Source organism: Nocardiopsis sp. iso_238, assembly GCF_056173325.1.
The window spans coordinates 5,262,041-5,282,510 of record NZ_CM149668.1 but is presented as its reverse complement, the minus strand read 5'-3'; the positions used below and the strand labels follow the sequence as shown (position 1 = coordinate 5,282,510).

The following is a 20,470-nucleotide window of genomic DNA, read 5'->3' as shown; positions in this document are numbered from 1 at the left end:
GGTGGGGAGCCGGACCGGCCCCATCTGCCTCGGACGTCACCGGGGAAACAACACGGGCGGGCCGAAGACCCGGTCGCCACGATGCGAAGGAGCGAAGTTGCGGGTACACGACTCACTGATCGACCTGGTCGGAGACACCCCCCTGGTCCGTCTTCGGAAGGTCACCGAGGGGTTGGCCCCGACGATCCTGGCCAAGGTCGAGTACTTCAACCCGGGCGGGTCGGTCAAGGACCGCATCGCGCTGCGCATGGTCGAGGCCGCGGAGAAGAGCGGAGAGCTCAGGCCGGGCGGCACGATCGTCGAGCCCACCTCCGGTAACACCGGAATCGGTCTGGCCCTCGTGGCGCAGGAGAAGGGCTACCGCTGCGTCTTCGTCTGCCCCGACAAGGTCGGCCCGGACAAGCTGTCGGTGCTGCGCGCCTACGGGGCCGAGGTCGTGGTGTGCCCGACCACGGTCGCGCCCGAGCACCCCGAGTCCTACTACTCGGTCTCCGACCGCCTCGCCGCCGAGATCCCCGGTGCCTGGAAGCCCAACCAGTACGAGAACGAGAACAACCCGGAGTCCCACTACCACTCCACGGGTCCGGAGATCTGGGACCAGACCGAGGGCCGGATCACCCACTTCGTGGCGGGTATCGGCACCGGCGGGACGATCAGCGGCACCGGCCGGTACCTCAAGGAGGCCTCGAAGGGCTCCGTCCAGGTCGTCGGCGCCGACCCCGAGGGTTCGGTGTACTCGGGCGGCAGCGGCCGTCCGTACCTGGTCGAGGGCGTGGGCGAGGACATCTGGCCCGGTACCTACGACACGGCGATCTGCGACGAGATCGTGCCGGTCAGCGACAAGGACTCCTTCCTCATGACCCGTCGCCTGGCAAAGGAGGAGGGCCTGCTGGTGGGCGGCTCCTGCGGTCTGGCGGTCGAGGCGGCCCTGCGCGTGGCCAAGGACGCCGGTCCGGACGACGTCATCGTGGTGCTGCTGCCCGACGGCGGCCGCGGTTACCTCGGCAAGATCTTCAATGACGAGTGGATGGCCGACTACGGCTTCCTGTCCGCCGAGACCGAGGAGGCCACGGCCGGCCAGGTGCTCGCGGACAAGGAGGGCGAGATGCCCGACTTCGTGCACAGTCACCCGGACGAGACGGTCGGCACCGCCGTGGCGATCATGCGCGAGTACGGCGTCTCCCAGCTGCCGGTGATGAAGGAGGAGCCGCCGGTCATGGCGGCCGAGGTGGTCGGCTCCATCGCGGAGCGGGACCTCCTGGACGCCCTGTTCGACGGTCGGGCCGAGCTGGACGACCTCGTCGAGACGCACATGGGCAAGCCGCTGTCCACGGTGGGCACGGGCACGCCGGTGAGCGACTGCGTGCGTCTGCTGCGCACCTCGGGCGCGCTGGTGGTGCTCCGCGACGGCAAGCCGGTGGGCATCCTCACCCGTCAGGACCTGCTGGCCCACCTGTCCGGCTGATCCCGGCTCCCCGGGGTTCCGAACGAGGTTCGGGCCCCGGGGTTCACGCACCGGACACAGTGCCGCATACTCGGACACTGCTAATGTTCGCGTCAGTATGTACTGGCCGGTAACTAAGTAGGTGCACCCGTGTCGCGGCTCCTCAACTGGATCATCCGCTCCGCCTGGTCGTACGCGCGGAGCCACGGAGAGATCCGAGCCGACTCCAGGGCGGCCCGGAAGTTCGCGCGCTTCGGCGTCGGTTCCGCGATCGCCTTCCCCACGGCCACCCTCTACGGTGAGCCGTGGATCGAGATCGGCGTGCACACCGTCCTGGGCGGGGACATGACCCTCGCGGCCGGGATGGGGCCGGACTACGACCTCGGTGAGGGCACGGTCGTGCGCATCGGGTCGGGCTGCGCCATCGGCCGGGGGTCGCACATCGTGGCGCACCGCTCGGTGGACATCGGGGATCACGTGTACACGGGGCCGTACGTCTACATCACCGACCAGAACCACGCCTACGCCAACACGGAGATCCCCGTGGGCCTCCAGTGGCCCGTGGACGACCCGGTGAGCATCGGGGACGGGAGCTGGCTCGGCGCCAACAGCGTGATCCTGCCCGGGGTGCACCTGGGGCGGAACTCCGTGGTGGCGGCCGGGACCGTCGTGCGGCCGGGCCGGTACCCGGACCACGCGGTGATCGCGGGTGTCCCCGGGAAGGTCGTGCGCACCCACGACCAGGAGCTCGGCTGGGACCCGCCCCTGCGCGAGACGGGGACGCCGACCCGCGTCCCGACCCCGGTCTCCGGGCTGCCCCCCGAGGCACCCACGGAGCCTCCCGAGCCGGGTTCCCCGACCCGCTTCCCCCCGGCCTGACTCACGGCCTGAGAGCGACGCGCAGCCCGGTGGGCGGGTGGGTGACCGGCTCGTCCGACGCGCAGGTGGGGCCGGACCACGCGAGGAGCTCGTCTCCGGCGCGCACGGTGTACCTGCTGGACAGGCAGGGGCCCAGATCGGTGGGGACCCTGAGGGACACGAGGTCGTCCCCGCTACCCGGATGGACGCCCACCGCGGCGTCGCGCACGGACAGGAGCCGGTCCCCGTCCCAGACGGTGAACGCCGGAAGCCCGCCGCGTACCCCGGTCCCGCTGGCCGGGACGAGAAATCCGTGGGGGTCGGTGCGCACCAGGGTCCACTCGCCCTCCGGTCCGGGGTCCCGCCGGTAGAGGCGCGCGGTCAAGGCCTCGGCGAACTCCTTGCTCTCGGTGTTCGCCAGCAGGACCCACAGGGCGCCGTCGGGGTCCGGGGCGACCGCGAGATTGGACCACGGCCCCGGCCCGATCCCTGCGGTGGACAGCCCCCGTGTGCTTCCGTCCACGGGGGAGAACAGCGCGGCCCTGGCCTCTCCCTCCGGGTCGACGCCCACCAGGGCGACTTCGCCTTCCGGGGTGGGCGCGCCGTCGACCACGGTGAAGTCCACCTCCTCCCGTGCCCACGAGTCCGCGGCGACGTCATGGACGAGAACGGTCTCCCGGGCGACCGTGACCATGTGGTCTCCGGCCATGAACGCGGTGAGGGACCCGGTGGAGGCGGGTGCGTCCGAAACGGGGCGCCATCGGTCGGTCCGAGGGTCGTACGCTGCGCCGTCCACGAGGCCGCCCCCTCCCGCCCGCCCCTGGGAGACGATCATCTCCTCGCCCGTCCAGACGGCGGTGTGTCCGTGCCGTCCCCGAAAGCCCTCGGGGCGCGCGATGGCGCGCCACGTGTCCGTCTCCGGCGTGTAGGCGGCACCGTCGTCGAAATCCGTTCCCGCCTGACCTCCCCAGACGATCATTTCGTGCCCGGTCCACACCACGGAGTGTCCGTAGCGTCCCTGGAGCGGAGCGTCCTCGATCAGGGAGGCCGCGGCGTCGACCGGTTCGGGTTCCGGGGAACACGACGTGGTGTACAGGACCGCCAACGCCGTGGCGGCGGCTCTGAGGGGGACGGAACGGCGCATGGACTTCATTTCTATGATGAGAGGGCTTCCGAATTCCTCCGGAAGCCCTCATGCCAAGCTCACAAACTGCTCTGAGGATCTACCAGGGAACCCATCCCAGGTCCCGCCAGAGAATAGTGTCGACGTCGGTCACACCTTGGGGGCCCCGGTGGCGTACCTCGGTCCACGTGTAGTCGGCAAGCTTCGGGACCAACGCCGGACTGGTGGCCTCCAGGAGCATGCCGTAGCTCAAAGTCTTCTGACGGTCCTCTGTTCCGTCGAAGATCTGGCCGAGCTTGCCCTGGGTAGGAACCGCGTCGATCCAGGTGTGTTCGCAGTCGGTGATGGGGAAGGTGAGCGACGCTACCCCGGACCCGATGGTCACCTCGGCTCTGTCCGTGCAGTCGACCTCCATCTCCTTCGGTGCCCATTGGACCATCTCGCTAACGAACCCTTCGTCCCCGTTCCAGGGTTGGGTGCGAGCAGAGAAGTCAATGATCTGAGGTGAAATGGCTGGCCTGTTGTTCGGGATCGCGTTGGTCCACACTGCGGTTCGGTAGTAGCCCCACAATGTGGTTCCCGATTCGGCGAACTTCTCGTAGCAGGTGGTCAGGTGGTGTTTCTGATTGAGTTCGGGAACGCTCTGATCCGGAGCGTACTTGGGTTCGTAGAAGAAGTCGAGGCAGAATCTGTGGTCCAGGTACATGTTCTCAGGATTGGCGACGGATTCGTCGTTGGCCACAGTGCGCATGTCAACGGCGTTAGCATCTTCCTCCACCAGGGCGCCAAAGCCGGTCTGGCCACCGTATTCACCGAAGTCGGCATAGGCGACATCGATCGAAGAAGGCTTGATTCCGACGTCCCAAACTACTTCGATATCACCGCCGCCAGCAGTTGGGTCGGTGATTCGGGCGTAGTTGACATCCTTGGCGGTGGCGTTCCAAGAAGTACGTTCCGGACTGGCCAGAGTGAGCGCTACGGCGTCGATGCTCTCGCTTGGATTGGAAATGACATCGATATCGTCGAATGCGATTCTAGAGCTCGTGATTTCGGCATCCGCCTGGGATGAAGCTTCGGTCATCGCGGAAGCAGGAGCCACTGTCGTCAGCGTGAGAGAGAGTGCGATGGCACTGATCACTGACGTTCTGGCCATGGAATGGCAGAGAGAAGGCATGGGGGTGCTCTTCCTTCGTGGGGGATATTTCGTTTTCAGGTTAGGGAACTCAGTGGCATCGTGTCAATCGCTGGGAGGATGTCGAATCGGTGGGGCCGCTTGGTTTTGCGATTGTCGCTAAGGCTCTAAGCAGGCCATATGGTCCAATGTTGCATTGGTGGAACTTAGGGGCTCAGTATTGGTGTGGAATGCCCCTGTGTCGAGAATTTCGAGAATTCGCAGGTCAGGTCCACGGGCTCCGCGGGAAGCCGCGAGTGGTTCCTGTGTGACGAAGAGCACCCCGCCCGCCGCGACTTGGGTCCGAGGGCCTTCGCCGTGTCGGCTCCAGCCGAGCCGGGCGGTGCCCGGGAAGAGGGTGACCACATCCTGAGATATGCCTGTTGACAAAGGGTTCCGGCGGGGTTCGGGGCACTAGGCTGGACCCATGAAGTTCGACGGTTTTGAAACGCTGGCCATCCACGCGGGGCAGGAGCCGGACGCCGGTACCGGCGCCGTGGTTGTGCCGATCTACCAGACGAGTACCTACGCCCAGGACGGCGTCGGCGGGATGCGACAGGGGTACGAGTACTCCCGCACCAAGAACCCCACGCGCACCGCGCTGGAGGAGTGCCTGGCGGCCCTGGAGTCCGGGGCGCGCGGCCTCGCCTTCGCCTCCGGTATGGCGGCCGAGGACACCCTGCTGCGCGCGGTCCTCTCCCCGGGCGACCACGTCATCATCCCCGGTGACGCCTACGGCGGCACGTTCCGGCTCATCTCCAAGGTGGTCGAGCGCTGGGGCGTCAGCTGGGACGCCGTCGACCAGACCGACGTGGAGGCGGTCCGCGCCGCCATGCGCCCCAACACCAAGGTGGTGTGGACGGAGACGCCCACCAACCCGCTGCTGGGCATCACCGACATCGAGTCGGTCGCGCAGGTCGCCCACGACGCCGGCGCGCTGCACGTCGTGGACAACACCTTCGCCTCCCCCTACCTCCAGCGCCCCCTCACCCTGGGCGCCGACGTGGTCGTGCACTCCACGACCAAGTACATCGGCGGGCACTCCGACGTCGTCGGCGGCGCGCTGGTCGTGGCCGACGCGGAGCTGGGCGAGCGGCTGGCCTTCCACCAGAACACCATGGGCGCCATCCCCGGCCCGTTCGACTCCTGGCTGACCCTGCGCGGGGTCAAGACGCTGGGCGTGCGGATGGACCGCCACAGCGAGAACGCCGAGCGCGTGGTGGCGGCCCTGGAGGGCCACCCGGCGGTGCGCAAGGTCTACTACCCGGGCCTGGACAGCCACCCGGGGCACAAGATCGCCGAGCGGCAGATGCGTTCGTTCGGTGGCATGGTCTCCTTCGCGCTGCGTGACGGGGAGAAGGCCGCCCTGGAGCTGTGCGAGCGGACCCGGGTGTTCACCCTGGGTGAGTCGCTGGGCGGGGTGGAGTCCCTGATCGAGCACCCGGGGCGGATGACGCACGCGTCCACCGCTGGTTCCCCGTTGGAGGTGCCGGCCGACCTGGTCCGGATCTCCGTGGGCATCGAGTCCGGTGACGACCTCGTGGCGGACCTGACGCAGGCCCTGGAGGGCTGATCTCCCGGTTCGGGGTGCCCGCGTCGAGCCGCGCGGGTCCCCCGGCCGTGTGCCGGGCCCGTCGCGGCCTGTGCCTCGGTGGTGCTCCTCGGACGTGGGTCCGGTCAGACGGCGGTGGGGGTACGGCCGCTGTCCGGAAGCTCGCGCCGGTCGTCCCGGAAGCGCAGGCCGACGACGGCCCGGCTCGAACGGGAGAGCGCGCTGTGGTTGCCGTCCTGGCGCAGGGAACGGTAGGTGCCGTTGCGGTCCTGGCGCCGGATGCCGATGGACACGGCGAGAAGGAACCCCGTGGCGAGTCCCAGAAGGAGGAGTCCGGCGAGGATGAGGAGGGCGAAGGCGATCTGCATGGGGAAGTTGTCCTCTGTGTCGGTGGTCGTCAGTTCCTGGTCGGCCCCCTGGTGCACCGGGGGAGAGTAGGGCTGGGGTTCATCGGTCGCGGGTTCCTCTGGCGGTATGGGGCGGGTGGTCCTGGAGGGGGCTGTGCATGCGGGGGATCTCCGATTCGGGGCCGGGGCGCCCTGTACTGAGGGTCACCTTCCTCTAGGATGGGTTCAGGAAAACCAGTGGGACCTGTTCTGCTGGCGTAGCACCTAGCTTGTTGGTACAAGCTGTGTTGTTGGTCTTTTACCCCTCCTAGGGCGGACTTATGCGGGCAGAGAGCAGATATCGACAGATCGCCCGTGTCCTGCGGCGGGAGATCCAGGACGGGAGCCTGCCCCTGGGTGGGCAACTCCCCTCGGAGAAGCAGCTGGAGGAGCGCTTCGAGGCCTCCCGCAACACGATCCGCCTCGCCCTGGGCATGCTGCGCAACCAGGGGCTCATCGTCAGCAGGCCCGGACGCGGGCACTTCGTGCAGGACGTGGTCCCCGAGATCTTCTACGCCACCCGCAAGGCGGGCGGCCCCGACGGGCTCAACGAGTTCAACATGAGCGGACTGACCCTGGAGGAGCTCCAGCTGCTCAGCGCCACCCCCGACATCGCCAGCCGACTCCGCGTCCCGGAGGGCGAGATGACGGTGGTCCGGCGCATGCACCGCTTCTCCGGTGAGCGCTCGGGGTCGATCAGCTCCGCGTACTACCCGGTGGACCTGGTCCAGGGCACCTCACTCATGATCCCCGAGAACGTCGAGAGCGCCCTGTCCGTCCTCCTGGAGCACGGACACCGGCAGGTCGGGTACGTGGACGAGCTGGAGACGCGCATGCCCACCCCCCAGGAGGCCTCGGAGCTCGAACTCCCGCCCGGGGTCCCGGTCCTCAACGTCCACCGCACCGACTACTCCGACGACCGCCCCCTGCGGATGGTGCACACTGTCCACGCGGGGCACAGCATCCGCTACCAGTTCGAGCACGGCAACCTCCAGGCCTACTACCGGGACTGATCCAGCCAATGAGCGCGACGAAGAAGACCGTGGTCGCCGACTACCTGCGCGAGGCCCTGTCCAGGGGCGACTACCGTCCGGGCGACCGGCTCCCCGGTGAGGAGGAGCTCGCGGACGAGCTCGACGTCTCCCGTGCCACCGCGCGCCTGGGGATGCGCATCCTCCAGGACGAGGGCCGCGTCTCCATCCGCGTCGGCCGGGGCGCCTTCGTCTCGGACCACCACCCGGTCATGCACAAGGCCACCCCGGACGGATCCGACGACCCCGCCCGGTTCGACCTCGGCTACCACGACCGGCTACGGCAGGCCGGATACAGCAACATCGACGAGAAGGTCAAGGTCAGCCTGGACACCATGCGGCCGAAGGTGGCCAAGCGGCTGGTCGACGCGGTCGACGGCCAGGCTGCCGGGGGCGGACTGGTCGTGATCCGCTCCTCGGAGTACTACGTGGACGGCGGCCTGTGGCAGTCCCACGTCACCTACTTCCCGTTCGGGATCGCCAACAACACCCCGCTGATGTCGCCCGAGTACCTGGAGAACGGCATCGGCTCGGTCATGCGGGAGCTCGGCTTCCACGAGAACTGGAACTGGGACGTCGTGGGCGCGCGGATGCCCTCCCAGGACGAGGCGGACGCCTTCGGCCTGGGGCCCGGCCTCCCCCTGCTGGTCCAGGAACGGGTGACCTACGAGGGCCAGCGCCCGCTGCGCTACACCCAGACGCTCATGCCCGCCAACCGCCACCAGCTCCTGTACGCGGGCGGCGACGCCCCGGACGACCTGCCGGTCATGGACTCCGACGTCAGCGTCTTCGAGCACTGACCCGTCTTGGGGCACTGACCCGCCTCGGGTACCGACCCGTCCTCGGGCACCGACCCGGCTCAGGGGCGGCGCCGCAGGTACCGGTCGATCACCATCGGCCCCAGGGCCTCCGCGTCCGCGCCCACCACACCCACGCCCCGGCGGCGTTCGAGCAGCCCCCGGAACTCCCGCAGCCGGGGGTCGTCCGCGAGCAGGAAGAACGTGATCCCGGCGCCCTCGGCCAGCGCGGCGTCGAGCTCGGCCGCCGTGAGCTCCACCGTGCGCGGTGCGGGCGGCCAGGCGAACCGGGCGTCCCCGTCCTCGCCCAGGTGCGCGGTGGGCTCTCCGTCGGTGACCACCAGGACCAGGGGGCTCAGCCCCCGGTGGCGGCGCAGGTGCCGCCGGGCCAGGTGCAGCGCGTGCTGGAGGTTGGTGCCGGGGACGCGCCGCCAGTCGTACTCCACGAGTTCGGCGGGGGTCATCTCGCGGGCGCGGTCACCGAACCCGACCAGCAGGACGCGGTCCTCGGGGTACCGGGTGCGCACCAGGGTGTGCAGGGCCAGCGCGGTGCGGGTGGCGGCCTCGTGCAGGCCGCGCGCGGTCATCGAGTGGGACAGGTCCACCAGCAGGCACACGGCGGCTGCCCCCGCCGGTTCGGTCTCCGCGTACCGGACGTCCTCCGCCCGCAGGGGAGCGGCGGACACACCCTCGGCGGCGCGGCGGAGCATGGCCTCACGCAGGGTCGCGACGGCGTCCAGGGCACGGTCGCGGCCGTCGTGGGCGAGCGCGGCACCGGTGGGTTCGCCGCCCGCGCCGTCGCCGCCCCGGTGGCTCCCGGGCGCGGCGCGCCGCGCCGACTCGATCTCGCCCAGCGCCACCTCGCCCAGCCTGTGGAGTTCGCGCGGGGTCAGCCCGTGGTCGGCGGCGTCCAGGCGTTCCAGGAGCCCGGACGCGGCGGCACCCAGGAAGCCCCGCAGAGCCCCGGTGTCCCATCCGGCCAGGGCGTCGCGGTCGCCCTCGGTATAGCGGGTCAGCGCCTCCTCGGCGGCGGTGAGCGCCTCCTGCGGGGCGTCCTCCTCGGAGCGCTCCCCGGCGATCATCTCCAGCAGGCTCTCGGCGGCCCGCACCGCCTCCTCAGGGGGCGGATCGGGCTCGGCCAGGGGGTCGGGGCCACCCATGTACTCCCGGTACCTGAACCTCATCAGAAGCGGTACACACCTCCGTCGGGCACGGTGTCCTTGGACAGCCGCCGTTCCAGGTAGAGCCCCTCCAGCGCGAACTCGACCACGGCGGCGGCCAGCCCCGGCGTGGGCGGCCCGTCGACCGACTCGGGGGCGGCCCGCTCCAGGAGGTCGGACAGCCCGGGCACGGTACCCACCCGGCGCAGCAGCTCGGCGGCGCCCACGAGGTCGCCGCTCTCCACCGTCCCGCCGCCAGTGAACCGGTCGCTGAGCGGTTCCAGGTCCGCCTCACCCAGCCGGGCGCGAAAGGTCTCGGCCACCGCCCGGCGCAGCAGGGTCTCCAGGACCGACGCCTCGCGGCCCTCCGCACCGGTCTCGAACTCCACCTTGCCCAGGAGCGGCTCGGCCACCCCGGACAGGTCGCAGACCCGGGCCACCGGCACCTCCTCCCCGGTCAGGGCGGCCCTTCGCAGCGCCGAGGCGGCCAGTGTCTCGGCGGCGGCCACCGAGAAACGCACGGACACCCCCGAACGCTGGTCCACCCGGTTGGAGGCGCGTACCAGCCTGGTGAAGCGGGCCACGCTCTCCAACAGGTGCGACGGGACGGTCGTGCCCGGGGGCAGGGCCGCCTCCTGCCGGATCAGGGCCAGCTCGTCGTCGAGGCCGGGCGGGTAGTGCGTGCGCACCTGGGCACCGAACCGGTCCTTGAGCGGGGTGACGATGCGGCCCCGGCTCGTGTAGTCCTCGGGGTTGGCGCTGGCCACCAGCAGCAGGTCCAGGGGGAGGCGCAGGGTGTGGCCGCGCACCTGGAGGTCGCGTTCCTCCAGCACGTTGAAGAGGGCCACCTGGGCGCGCGCGGGCAGGTCGGGGAGTTCGTTCACGCAGAACACGCCGCGGTTGGCGCGGGGCAGCAGGCCGTAGTGGATCGTCTCGGGGTCACCGAGGGAGCGCCCCTCGGCCAGCCGGGCCGGGTCCACGTCACCGATCAGTTCCGCGGTGCCGGTGTCGGGCGTGGCCAGCTTCTCGCCGTACCGGGCGTCGCGGTGCCGCCAGGCCACGGGGAGGCCGTCGCCCTCGGCCGCGCTCCGGCGCAGGCAGGCGGGGCAGACCGGGGCGAAGGGGTGGTCGTTGACCGGACACCCCTCCACCACGGGACTCCACTCGTCGAGGAGCCCCGCGACGGTGCGGATCAGCCTGGTCTTGCCCTGGCCGCGCTCACCCAGCAGGACGACGTCGTGCCCGGCGATCAGCGCCCGTTCCAGCTGGGGCAGCACGGAGTCGTCGAATCCGTGCACCCCGGGGAAGCGGGGGCGGCCCGAGGCCATCCGGGCCAGCAGGTTCTCACGCACCTCCGCCGTGGTCGTGCGGAGGACGTGGCCGGACTCGCGCAGCGCGGCACGGGTGCGCGGGAGCCCGCTCGGAGCTTGTGCGGCATGGGTCACAAGGGGAGTGTAGGGCGTGCCCGGCCGGTACCGCCCTCCCCGTAAGGGGGGAAGATCCGGGGCACACACGCCGGGGCCGGGGCGTTTGAGCGGCCACCAGGAGGAAAGCTCCTGTTGGGAGTCCGGATGGAAGAATGAGACGGCAAGGTTCCCAGGGACCGGTCCGCACGACCGGTGAAGGCGGGGGTGGCAGCTGGTGGCTAGGTTCGGCGATGCACTGACGACGGGGGCCGACCTCGTGAACGCGGCCGAGCGCGCCGCGCTTCAGGCCCTGGAGCAGATGGACGGCCCGGCCGACCTGGTCTGCTTCTTCGTCAGCGGGGCGGACCCGGACGAGGTCACGCTCGCCGGCAGGCGGGTCATGGAGCTGACCGGCGACGCGCTCACCCTGGGGTGCAGCGCCACCGGCGTGGTCGGCGGCGGCCGGGGCGTGGAGGGCCAGGGCGCGGTCAGCGTGTGGTGCGCCCGCCTGCCCGGGGTCGAACTGACCCCCTTCCGGCTCGACACCGTCGTGGAGGGCGACCAGCTGGCGGTGGTGGGCATGCGTGAGCCGTCCCCGCGCGACCGGGCCGGAATCCTGCTCACCAACCCCTACGAGTTCCCCACCCAGGCGTTCGTCCGCGAGACCACGGCGGCCCTGGGCGGCCTTCCGCTGGTCGGGGGCATGGCCGACGGGCTGCGCGGCGAGGAGTCCGTGCGGCTGTTCTGCGAGGGCGAGGTGGCCGACAACGGCGCCGTCGGCGTGCTGATCGGCGGCGAGGGGGTGCTGGGCACGGTGGTCAGCCAGGGCTGCCGCCCGGTCGGACCGAGCATGACCATCACCAAGGCCGACGGCAACCTCGTGCTGGAGCTGGCCGGGACCAACGCCTACGAGCGGTTGGAGAGCCTGGTGGAGGAGCTCTCCGAGGAGGACCGCGAGCTGGCCTCGCGCGGGCTGCACATCGGGATCGCGATGGACGAGTACGCCGACCACCACGAACAGGGCGACTTCCTCATCCGCACCCTCAGCGACGTGGACCCGGAGTTCGGGGCGCTGACCATCGACGAGATGGTGGAGGTCGGCCAGACCGTCCGCTTCCAGGTCCGCGACTCCGGCACGGCCGACGAGGACCTCGCCCGCAAGCTGACGGAGTTCGGCGCCGAGCACGCCGTGGGCGCGGGGCTGCTGTTCTCGTGCAACGGCCGGGGCGAGGCGCTGTTCCCGCAGTCCGACCACGACGTCCTCGCGGTCCGGCGCATCCTCGGGGCGGGCCCCGTGGCGGGCTTCTTCGCGGCGGGGGAGATCGGCCCGGTCGCCGGGGTGAACCACGTGCACGGCTTCACGGCCTGCCTGCTGGCCTTCGCCGCCTGAGAGCCGCCAAGTCGGACTTTTACCCTCGGATCACCAACACCCTGACCAACCTGCTTGAGTGCGGGCACACCAGGGTGATTACTAAGAGTGACTAGATTCATCACTTTGCGTGTTTGGTGAGAGAAGGAACGATGGCCGACAACCGGCGCACGACCACGTCCCTCGTTGCCCTCGGGGCGTTCGCCCTCCTGGCTCCGCTGGCGACACCCGGCGCCGCCCTGGCCGAGTCGGCCTGGCTGGAGCAGGACCTGTCCTCGGCGGACCGGATCGGGCTCACCCTGGACGCCGAGGGGCTGCGCCTGAACACCGGGGAGGCGACCGAGCGGCTCGGCGCCTCCCCGCGCCTGGACCCGGCCCAGCGGCGCGCGGGGCTGGCGACCTTCCCCGAACAGGAGCTGGAGGGAGCCACCGACACCCTCGACGTGGCCGTGCGCGTCACCGGGGACGCCGAGGAGGTCCTCACGGAGGCCCGGGGCGTCCGCGCCGACGGCATGTGGACCGAGTGGCACCCGACCGGAACCGGCGGTGGCCGGGTGACGCTGCCGGAGGCGGTCAGCGAGGTCCAGCTGAGGGTCGGGGTGGAGGCGACGGGCGCCTCGGCGTCGCGGGAGCGGGGCGATCGGACCTCGGTCACCGAGGTCAGCGTCCGCGCGGTCGAGGGCACCGGAACCCCTCCGGACCCCCGGACCGGGGATCCGGAGGTCTCCGTCGAGGGCTCCGGCGGCGGAGCGGAGGAGGCACGGGGCGACGACCTTCCGAGGCCGTTCTCCGCACGCCTCTTCGCCACCCGCATCGGCCTGGTCGGCAACAAGACCGCCAACGGCCACACGGTCCGCACCGACGACCAGTTCGCGGCGCTGCCCTCACGGCGGGGCCTGTCCACCCGGGGCGGAGGGGAGTACACCGTCCGGGTGTGCAGCACCGGCGCGCTGGGCCCCGACGCCAGCGGCGACACCGAGAACCACGTCCCCCGCTGTGCCTACCTGCCCGTGTGGGACGTCGGACCGTGGAACATCACCGACGACCACTGGAACGACGACCGCGAGTCCTGGCGGGACCTGGACCGGGGCCGCCCCCAGGCGCAGGCCGCCTACACCGAGAACCACAACAACGGCCTCGACGGTTTCGGTCGCCAGGTGCGCAACCCCGCGGGCATCGACCTCGCGGACGGCGCGTTCCACCAGGGGCTCCAGCTGCCCACCAACGGGTGGGTGCGGGTCGACTACCTGTGGACCGCCGAGTACCGGGCCCGCGCCGAGATCACCACGGCGACCGGCACCGATCCGGTGGTCGTGCGGGAGGGGCCGGGCACGGGGTTCGACACCGTGGGCCTGGCCGCGCACAAGGCCAACGTGGACGTGGCCTGCCGCACCACCGGAGACCGGGCCACCGGACCCACCGGTGTCTCGGACGTCTGGTACCGCATCGGTGAGGGCCACTACGTCCCGGCGGCCTTCGCGGAGGGCGGAACGAACGCCCCCGAGTGCGTCAGGCCCTAGCGGAGGCACGCGGACACACGACAGGGGCGGCCGGAGCCGCCCCTGTCGTACTGCTCATACGCGCCTGGTCCACCCGGTGGCCGTACGGCGGCGTGTCACATGCCGCTGTAGGGAACCGCCTCGATGATCTCGACACCGAGGCTCTTGCCGTTGGGCAGGTTGTAGCTGACGGTCTCGCCGACGGGCTTGCCGTTGATGGCGGAACCGAGCGGGGACTTGGGGGAGTACACGTCGATGGGGGAGCCGCTCTCCTCACGCGAGGCGAGCAGGAAGGTGACCTCCTCCTCGTCGCCGTCGAACTTGACGGTGACGGTCATGCCGGGGCCGACCACGCCTTCGGTGCGGGGCGCTTCGCCGACCCTCGCCGTGCGCAGGATCTCGGTGAGCTGGAGGATGCGGGCCTCCATCTTGCCCTGTTCCTCCTTGGCGGCGTGGTAGCCGCCGTTCTCCTTCAGGTCGCCCTCTTCACGGGCGGCCTCGATCTTCTCCGCGATCTCGATGCGCCCGGGCCCCGACAGGTGGTCCAGCTCTCCCTTGAGCCGGTCATACGCCTCCTGGGTGAGCCAGGTGACGTTGTCATCGCGGGTCTGGGTCACGGGAACTCCTTGTGTACTAGTAGCAATGGCCACCAGGCGGCCAGAGCTGAACTCACGAGAATATCACCGTGCGCGATCGCGCACCGGTGACGCCGTTCTCGGGGGCTCCGTTCCGGTACCTGGGCCGAACAGGGGGAAGGCTCGGTGGATCAGTCTTGCGAACCTTGTTCCCTGCACGAGGCCACTTCTACCGTGGAAGCCTGACGAACCGTTTCAACGGTCTGGCTGACCATTCGGTTCCCGCCCTCCACCTCGACCCGTTCGGTCCCGACCTCGACCATCTGGCTGTCCAGCGCGCGCAGCAGGCACTCGGCCCCGTTCTTGCTGTTCACCTCGAAGTCGATCCGGGCCGCGTCACCGGTGGGCGCGGTCACCGCCACCACCTGGTGGTACACGCCCCCGCTCAGCCCGGTGTAGTTCATGACGGAGTAGCCCCAGCCGACGCTGACGGCCACCGCGAAGACCGTCGCGACGACGAAGAAGACGGGCCCGTTGCCGTGGCGCTTGCGTAGCGCTGGCGCGGTGTCGGCACTGTTCACGGCATCATCTTCCGGGGTCGCTGACATTGGGAATCTCCGAGCGAGGGGACGGTGTTGTCTAAGATATCCCCGACCTGACAGCCCCCCTACGCGGCCCGCACGTGAGTCGTCCACGCCGTGATCCGGGGTGGTGTCGGACAGCCGCGTGCAGTGGCCGTCGACCGAGCCAAGGAGAAGCCTTCGTTGTCCGAGCGCCTGCGGCTTATGGCCGTCCATGCCCATCCCGATGACGAGTCCAGCAAGGGTGCCGCCACCATGGCGCGCTACGCCCGCGAGGGCGCCGAAGTGCTGGTCGTCACCCTCACCGGTGGCGAACGCGGTGACATCCTCAACCCCGCGATGGAGCGCCCCGAGATCCGCGAGAACATCGCGGAGGTACGTCGCGAGGAGATGAACCGCGCCCGCGAGATCCTCGGTGTCGAGCAGGAGTTCGCCGGGTTCGTCGACTCCGGCCTGCCCGAGGGCGACCCGCTGCCCCCGCTCCCCGAGGGCTGCTTCGCGACCCTTCCGGTGGAGGAGGCCGCCGAGCCCCTGGTGGCCGCGATCCGCCGCTTCCGCCCCCACGTCATCCTCACCTATGACGAGAACGGCGGCTACCCGCACCCCGACCACATCATGACCCACAAGGTGTCGATGCACGCGTTCGACGCCGCGGCCGAGCCGAACGCCTACCCGGACGCCGGTGACCCCTGGCAGCCGCTCAAGCTGTACTACTTCGTCTCGTTCCCGCCCGAGCGGTTCGAGGCCCTGGCGAAGATCCTGGCCGAGCGCGGCCTGGACAACCCCTTCGAGGAGTGGATGGAGCGCCTCAAGGACCGCGAGCGCCCGCGCTGGGAGATCACCACCCGCGTCGAGTGCAGCGAGTACTTCGACATCGCGCACGACGCCCTGCGTGCGCACGCCACCCAGATCGACCCGAACGGCTTCTGGTTCGCGGTGCCCAACGAGGTCGTGGCCGAGGCCTGGCCGACCGAGGACTACCACCTGGTCCGCTCGCTCGTGGACACCGAGGTCCCCGAACAGGACCTCTTCGCGGGTGTCCGCGAGGCAATGAGAGTATGAGTGACATGAACACCCTTCTCGCGTCCACCACGGTGCTCGCCCAGGACTTCGCGCTGGACAAGGACACCGTCACACCCGGTGTCCTGGGCTTCCTCGCGGTCTTCGCGATCGGCGTGTGCCTGTACTTCCTGATGCGCAGCCTCGTCGGCAAGCTGCGCGGCGTCTCGGCCCGGGCCGAGACCGAGGAGGCCGAGGAGACGGCGGAGAAGGACGGTCAGGAGGCGACCTCCGGGGTGGAGGCCGCCGCCGGCGGATCCGCCGAGGACTCCTCGACCAGGGCCTGACCCCGCGTCCGCCCCCGCCGCGCACCCGCGGGGGCGGTCCCGGCGGGCGCGTCCCCCGAACGGGGGGAGTGCCTACGATGGGGGGATGCAGCCCGAGCCCTCCCGAACCCCCTCCCTGCGTGACCGGGTCCACGACCGGCTCAGGTCGCGCATCATCGACCTCGAACTGCTCCCGGGGCACCGGATCACCGAGCGGGAGGCGTCGGCCGAGCTCGGCGTCTCACGGGTGCCGCTGCGTGAGGCGCTGCGCCTGCTGGAGGCGGAGGGACTGGTGGTCCTGGTGCCCCGGCAGGGCGCCATGGTGGCCAGCTGGTCCCGTGAGGACGTCGTCCGGCTGTTCGAGGTCCGCGAGGAGCTGGAGACGCTGGCCGCCCGTCTGGCGGCCACCCGGCGCACCGACGCCGACCTGCGCCGGATGCGCGACCTCCTCGACGACGCCGAGCACGCGCTGAAGGCCGGTGACGAGTCCGCCACGGCCGCGGCCAACGCGGGCTTCCACCGGGCGGTGGTCGCCGCCTGCGGCAACCCGCTCCTCCAGCAGATGATGGCCCCGCTGGACTCCCGCGTGCAGTGGCTCTTCCACCTCACCAAGCACCGTGACACCCGCGAGCAGCGCGAGGAGCACGTCCGCCTGCTCGCGCTCGTCGAGGCCGGGGACGGCGACGGCGCCGCCGCGCTCTACCGCGCGCACATCGCGGCCGGACTCGAACCGACCCTGGCCGTGGCCGAGACGTGGGAGCGGTTCGACCCGGTGGACGTCACCCGCACCCGTACCCGGAGGTAGGACCCCGCTCCGTGGGACGCGGCTCCGTGAGGCTCCGCCCGAGGGTGTCCCCGCGTCCCGATTAGTGGTATACCGCTATTGCACGGAAGTGGACCCACGGAGAAGGCACCGATGACGCTCATCCTCACCCGTTCCGAACTCGCCGGTCTCGTCACGCCCCGCCAGGCGGCCGAGGCCGTGGAGACCGCCTTCACCGACCTGGCCGAGGGCCGGGCCGCGCAGCCCCACGCGGAACCCGCGCGCCTGGCCGGAGCCGACCCCCAGTTCGTCCCGATGGTCGGACTCCTCGGCAGCGGCGGCCTCGCCGTCAGCAAGCTCCTCAGCGACATCCCCGGCAACCGCGAGCGGGGGCTCCCCACCCAGCAGTCGGTGGTGGTCCTGGCGGACGCGGAGACCGGCGGACCCCTCGCGATCCTGGACGGCGCGGTCCCCACCCGCCTGCGCACCGCCGCCACCACCCGCGTCGCCACCCGCCACCTGGCCCGCCGGGGCTGGGCCACCCTGGGCGTGGTCGGCGCCGGACCGCTGGCCGCCGCGCACGTCGTCGCCCTCGCCGACGAACGCGACCTGGAACGGGTCCTGGTGTGGTCCCGCTCCAGCGCCACGGTCGAGGCGCTCCGGCGCACGGTGGCCGAGGAGGTCCCCGGGCTGGAGGTGGTCGCCGCCGCCTCCCCCCGCGAGGCCGTGGAGGGCGCCGACGTCATCTGCACGGTGACGCCGTCCCGCGAACCCCTCGTACAGGGGGCCTGGCTGCGCCCCGGGCAGCACCTGAACGCGGTCGGCTCGCCGCCTCGGACCGACCACCGAGAGGTCGACGCCGCCGTCCTCGGCACCGCCCGGGACTCCGGGCTCCCCGTGGTGGACTCCACCCCGGCCGCCCTGCACGAGTCGGGCGACGTCGCGCACGCGGTGGCCGAGGGCGCGATCACCGCCGAGGACTGCTCGCTCGAACTGGCCCGGGTGGTCGGCGGTCGGCATCCCGGACGCACCTCGGACCGGCAGGTCAGCGTGTTCAACTCCGTGGGCATCGGCCTGGAGGACGCCGCTGTCGGCCGACTCCTGCTCGACGCCGCCCGCGAGCGGGGCCTGGGCACGGAGATCACCCTGTCCGCCTGAGACCCGTCCGCCTGAGAACGGGCGCGGGACCGGGCCGCGTGTCCCGGCTCCGGAGTGGCACAGTGGAACCATGCCCAACCGCCTGAGCGACGCGACCAGCCCGTACCTGTTGCAGCACGCCGACAACCCCGTCGAGTGGTGGCCCTGGGGTGAGGAGGCCTTCGCGGAGGCCCGCCGCCGCGGGGTCCCCCTCCTCATCTCCGTCGGCTACGCGGCCTGCCACTGGTGCCACGTCATGGCCCACGAGTCCTTCGAGGACCCCGAGACCGCGACCCGGATGAACGCGCTGTTCGTCAACGTCAAGGTCGACCGCGAGGAACGCCCCGACGTCGACGCCGTGTACATGGAGGCCACCCAGGCCATGACCGGCCAGGGCGGCTGGCCCATGACCGTGTTCGCCACCCCTGACGGCGCACCGTTCTACTGCGGCACCTACTTCCCCCGCGACCACTTCCAGCGCCTGCTCGAAGGCGTCGGCACCGCCTGGCGGGACCAGCGCGCCGACCTCCTCGACCAGGGCCGCCGCGTGGTGGAGGCGCTGGGCGCCCCGCGCCGCCTGGCCAGCTCCCCGCCGCCCACCGCCGACGACCTCGACCTGGCGGTGCAGGCCCTGATCCGCGACTACGACGTCGTCAACGGCGGGTTCGGGGACGAGCCCAAGTTCCCGCCGTCCATGCTGCTGTCCTTCCTCACCGCGCAGCACGAGCGCACCTTCCCGTTCCAGAGCTCCGACGAGCCCACACCCGCCGCGCTCATGGCCGGCGGCACGGCCGTGGCCATGGCCCGGGGCGGCATGTACGACCAGATCGGCGGCGGCTTCGCCCGCTACACCGTCGACGGCGCGTGGGTGGTCCCGCACTTCGAGAAGATGCTCTACGACAACGCGCTGCTGCTGCGCGCCTACACCCGCCTGTCCCGGCGTCCGGTGGGTTCCGACCCCGCTGCGACGGCCGGTCGGGCGCTCATGCTCAGGGTGGTCCAGGAGACCGCCGACTGGATGCTGCGCGACCTGCGCACCCCCGAGGGCGGGTTCGCCTCGGCCCTGGACGCCGACAGCGAGGGGGAGGAGGGCACCTACTACGTGTGGTCCCCCGACCAGCTCACCGAGCTGCTGGGGGAGGAGGACGGGGCCTGGGCCGCCGCGCTCTTCGACGTGACCCCGCAGGGCACCTTCGAGCACGGCACCTCGGTGCTCCAGCTCCGTGAGGACCCCGACGACCCCGAGCGCTACGACCGCGTCCGCGCCGCCCTGCTCGGCGCCCGCGCCGACCGGGTCCCGCCCGCGCGCGACGACAAGGTGGTCGCCGCGTGGAACGGGCTGGCGATCGCCGCCCTGGCGGAGGCGGGCGCGCTCCTGGAACGCCCCGACTGGATCCGGGCCGCCCGTGAGGCGGCCGACCTCGTCCTCGACACCCACCTGGTCCACGGGCGGCTGGTGCGTACCTCGCGGGACGGCCGCCCCGGACCCAGCGCCGGTGTCCTGGAGGACTACGCCGACCTCGCGGAGGGGCTGCTGGCCCTGCACGGCGTGACAGGGGAGGCCCGCTACGTGCGGGAGGCGGGGGACCTGCTCGACACCGTCCTGAACCACTTCGGGGACGAGGACGGCGGGTTCTACGACACCGCCGACGACGCCGAGCGGCTGTTCAGCCGTCCGCAGGACCCCACGGACAACGCCACCCCCTCGGGCCGGTTCGCCGCCGCCTCCGCGCTGCTCTCGTACGCGGCCCTGACCGGAGGGGAACGCTACCGGGCCGCAGCCGAGGGAGCCCTGAACGTGGTTCCCCTGCTGGCGGAGAAGGCCCCGCGCTTCGCCGGTTGGGGCCTGGCCGCGGGCGAGGCCCTGCTGAGCGGGCCCCGCGCGGTCGCCGTCGTGGGCGAGCCGGGCGCCCCGGAGACCGAGGAGCTGGTGCGCACGGTGCTGCGGTCGGCGCCCCTGGGCACGGTGCTCTCACGCGGGGACGGCGAGGACAGCGGGGGAGTTCCGCTCCTCGAACAGCGGGTGCGCGTCGGAGGCCGGGCCACCGCCTATGTCTGCGAGGGCTTCGTCTGCAAACTCCCCGTCACCACCCCGGAGGAACTCCGGGCCCAGCTGACCCTTTAGTCGGCCTCGCCGCATTTGGTTGAAAAATCAACTTCATTCGCCATTGGCCGCCCGGACGGCACCCGTTCTTCGGGTGCTCTCCGAGGCGCTCCCAATGGTCGAACGGCAGGCCACGGCCACAGGGGGGTTATTCGTTCGGGGAGTCCGGCCGTTCCGCCTCGAACACGC

Annotated in this window: 19 protein-coding genes; 12 read left to right on the top strand and 7 right to left on the bottom strand. The window is 71.1% G+C overall.

The annotated features are described in order from the left end of the window. Positions 1 to 97: 97 nt before the first annotated feature. Both AC0VYL_RS23790 and AC0VYL_RS23785 read left to right on the top strand, forming a co-directional pair. Positions 98 to 1,465: a cystathionine beta-synthase gene (locus AC0VYL_RS23790; RefSeq protein ID WP_475456124.1), complete on the top strand. Its 1,368-nt coding sequence runs from the start codon at positions 98 to 100 to the stop codon at positions 1,463 to 1,465. Between the two features lie 129 nt (positions 1,466 to 1,594). Continuing rightward, positions 1,595 to 2,323 (top strand): acyltransferase, encoded by a 729-nt coding sequence (locus AC0VYL_RS23785; RefSeq protein WP_475456122.1) that lies wholly within the window; start codon positions 1,595 to 1,597, stop codon positions 2,321 to 2,323. A gap of 1 nt (position 2,324) precedes the next feature. On the opposite strand, the gene AC0VYL_RS23780 is transcribed toward AC0VYL_RS23785, so the two are convergent. Then, on the bottom strand, positions 2,325 to 3,446 hold the full coding sequence (locus tag AC0VYL_RS23780; protein WP_475481554.1) for a hypothetical protein: 1,122 nt from the start codon (positions 3,444 to 3,446) through the stop codon (positions 2,325 to 2,327). Positions 3,447 to 3,525: 79 nt separating this feature from the next. Then, entirely contained in the window at positions 3,526 to 4,563 is a 1,038-nt protein-coding gene (locus AC0VYL_RS23775; RefSeq protein ID WP_475481553.1) for a hypothetical protein, read from the bottom strand. Between the two features lie 460 nt (positions 4,564 to 5,023). On the opposite strand from AC0VYL_RS23775, the gene AC0VYL_RS23770 reads away from it, so the two are divergent. After that, positions 5,024 to 6,169, top strand: a complete 1,146-nt coding sequence (locus AC0VYL_RS23770; protein ID WP_475481552.1) for a cystathionine gamma-synthase — start codon at positions 5,024 to 5,026, stop codon at positions 6,167 to 6,169. Between the two features lie 104 nt (positions 6,170 to 6,273). Here AC0VYL_RS23770 and AC0VYL_RS23765 read toward each other — a convergent pair whose 3' ends face one another. Next, positions 6,274 to 6,516, bottom strand: coding sequence for a hypothetical protein (locus tag AC0VYL_RS23765; RefSeq protein ID WP_475463217.1), 243 nt, complete (start codon positions 6,514 to 6,516; stop codon positions 6,274 to 6,276). Positions 6,517 to 6,815: 299 nt separating this feature from the next. Between AC0VYL_RS23765 and AC0VYL_RS23760 the strand changes: the two genes are divergently transcribed. Next, positions 6,816 to 7,547 carry a GntR family transcriptional regulator gene (locus tag AC0VYL_RS23760; RefSeq protein WP_475456118.1) on the top strand — a complete coding sequence of 244 codons (732 nt, stop codon included), beginning with the start codon at positions 6,816 to 6,818 and terminating at the stop codon, positions 7,545 to 7,547. An 8-nt stretch (positions 7,548 to 7,555) separates the two neighbouring features. Further along, complete coding sequence (locus AC0VYL_RS23755; RefSeq protein ID WP_475456116.1) at positions 7,556 to 8,365, top strand: GntR family transcriptional regulator; 810 nt, start codon at positions 7,556 to 7,558, stop codon at positions 8,363 to 8,365. A 59-nt stretch (positions 8,366 to 8,424) separates the two neighbouring features. Here the strand turns inward: AC0VYL_RS23755 and AC0VYL_RS23750 are convergent, their stop codons facing one another. Together AC0VYL_RS23750 and AC0VYL_RS23745 are read right to left on the bottom strand one after the other, a co-directional pair. Next, positions 8,425 to 9,546, bottom strand: coding sequence for a VWA domain-containing protein (locus AC0VYL_RS23750; RefSeq protein ID WP_475481551.1), 1,122 nt, complete (start codon positions 9,544 to 9,546; stop codon positions 8,425 to 8,427). After that, complete coding sequence (locus AC0VYL_RS23745; protein ID WP_475456112.1) at positions 9,546 to 10,967, bottom strand: sigma 54-interacting transcriptional regulator; 1,422 nt, start codon at positions 10,965 to 10,967, stop codon at positions 9,546 to 9,548. Before AC0VYL_RS23745 ends, AC0VYL_RS23750 begins: the two co-directional genes overlap by 1 nt. Positions 10,968 to 11,163: 196 nt before the next feature. Between AC0VYL_RS23745 and AC0VYL_RS23740 the strand changes: the two genes are divergently transcribed. Together AC0VYL_RS23740 and AC0VYL_RS23735 are read left to right on the top strand one after the other, a co-directional pair. Next, the gene (locus AC0VYL_RS23740; protein WP_475456110.1) at positions 11,164 to 12,318 is read left to right on the top strand and encodes an FIST signal transduction protein; all 1,155 of its coding nucleotides are present in this window, start codon (positions 11,164 to 11,166) and stop codon (positions 12,316 to 12,318) included. A gap of 131 nt (positions 12,319 to 12,449) precedes the next feature. Beyond that, on the top strand, positions 12,450 to 13,817 hold the full coding sequence (locus tag AC0VYL_RS23735; protein WP_475481550.1) for an SH3 domain-containing protein: 1,368 nt from the start codon (positions 12,450 to 12,452) through the stop codon (positions 13,815 to 13,817). A 95-nt stretch (positions 13,818 to 13,912) separates the two neighbouring features. On the opposite strand, the gene greA is transcribed toward AC0VYL_RS23735, so the two are convergent. After that, complete coding sequence (gene greA / locus AC0VYL_RS23730) at positions 13,913 to 14,413, bottom strand: transcription elongation factor GreA (protein WP_378745420.1); 501 nt, start codon at positions 14,411 to 14,413, stop codon at positions 13,913 to 13,915. A gap of 149 nt (positions 14,414 to 14,562) precedes the next feature. After that, the gene (locus AC0VYL_RS23725) at positions 14,563 to 14,979 is read right to left on the bottom strand and encodes a DUF4307 domain-containing protein (RefSeq protein WP_475456106.1); all 417 of its coding nucleotides are present in this window, start codon (positions 14,977 to 14,979) and stop codon (positions 14,563 to 14,565) included. A 156-nt stretch (positions 14,980 to 15,135) separates the two neighbouring features. Between AC0VYL_RS23725 and mca the strand changes: the two genes are divergently transcribed. The 5 genes from mca to AC0VYL_RS23700 all read left to right on the top strand — a co-directional run bounded on the left by mca (position 15,136) and on the right by AC0VYL_RS23700 (position 20,302). Next, positions 15,136 to 16,014, top strand: a complete 879-nt coding sequence (gene mca / locus AC0VYL_RS23720; protein WP_475456104.1) for a mycothiol conjugate amidase Mca — start codon at positions 15,136 to 15,138, stop codon at positions 16,012 to 16,014. A gap of 5 nt (positions 16,015 to 16,019) precedes the next feature. After that, a complete protein-coding gene (locus AC0VYL_RS23715; protein WP_475456102.1) occupies positions 16,020 to 16,298 on the top strand; it encodes a hypothetical protein in 279 nt (92 codons plus the stop codon). 85 nt (positions 16,299 to 16,383) lie between these two features. Next, positions 16,384 to 17,082, top strand: coding sequence for a GntR family transcriptional regulator (locus AC0VYL_RS23710; protein WP_475481549.1), 699 nt, complete (start codon positions 16,384 to 16,386; stop codon positions 17,080 to 17,082). 111 nt (positions 17,083 to 17,193) lie between these two features. Then, positions 17,194 to 18,198 (top strand): ornithine cyclodeaminase family protein, encoded by a 1,005-nt coding sequence (locus AC0VYL_RS23705; RefSeq protein ID WP_475481548.1) that lies wholly within the window; start codon positions 17,194 to 17,196, stop codon positions 18,196 to 18,198. A 70-nt stretch (positions 18,199 to 18,268) separates the two neighbouring features. Then, the gene (locus AC0VYL_RS23700; RefSeq protein ID WP_475481547.1) at positions 18,269 to 20,302 is read left to right on the top strand and encodes a thioredoxin domain-containing protein; all 2,034 of its coding nucleotides are present in this window, start codon (positions 18,269 to 18,271) and stop codon (positions 20,300 to 20,302) included. Positions 20,303 to 20,470 lie beyond the last annotated feature (168 nt).

Excerpts from the sequence above, each read along its gene's own strand:
- AC0VYL_RS23760 (WP_475456118.1), top strand. The coding sequence starts at position 6,816 with ATGCGGGCAGAGAGCAGATATCGACAGATCGCCCGTGTCCTGCGGCGG.
- AC0VYL_RS23715 (WP_475456102.1), top strand. The coding sequence starts at position 16,020 with ATGAACACCCTTCTCGCGTCCACCACGGTGCTCGCCCAGGACTTCGCG.
- AC0VYL_RS23710 (WP_475481549.1), top strand. The coding sequence starts at position 16,384 with ATGCAGCCCGAGCCCTCCCGAACCCCCTCCCTGCGTGACCGGGTCCAC.
- AC0VYL_RS23735 (WP_475481550.1), top strand. The coding sequence starts at position 12,450 with ATGGCCGACAACCGGCGCACGACCACGTCCCTCGTTGCCCTCGGGGCG.
- AC0VYL_RS23750 (WP_475481551.1), bottom strand. The coding sequence starts at position 9,546 with ATGAGGTTCAGGTACCGGGAGTACATGGGTGGCCCCGACCCCCTGGCC.
- AC0VYL_RS23780 (WP_475481554.1), bottom strand. The coding sequence starts at position 3,446 with ATGCGCCGTTCCGTCCCCCTCAGAGCCGCCGCCACGGCGTTGGCGGTC.
- AC0VYL_RS23725 (WP_475456106.1), bottom strand. The coding sequence starts at position 14,979 with ATGTCAGCGACCCCGGAAGATGATGCCGTGAACAGTGCCGACACCGCG.
- AC0VYL_RS23705 (WP_475481548.1), top strand. The coding sequence starts at position 17,194 with ATGACGCTCATCCTCACCCGTTCCGAACTCGCCGGTCTCGTCACGCCC.
- AC0VYL_RS23755 (WP_475456116.1), top strand. The coding sequence starts at position 7,556 with ATGAGCGCGACGAAGAAGACCGTGGTCGCCGACTACCTGCGCGAGGCC.
- AC0VYL_RS23700 (WP_475481547.1), top strand. The coding sequence starts at position 18,269 with ATGCCCAACCGCCTGAGCGACGCGACCAGCCCGTACCTGTTGCAGCAC.
- AC0VYL_RS23765 (WP_475463217.1), bottom strand. The coding sequence starts at position 6,516 with ATGCAGATCGCCTTCGCCCTCCTCATCCTCGCCGGACTCCTCCTTCTG.
- AC0VYL_RS23770 (WP_475481552.1), top strand. The coding sequence starts at position 5,024 with ATGAAGTTCGACGGTTTTGAAACGCTGGCCATCCACGCGGGGCAGGAG.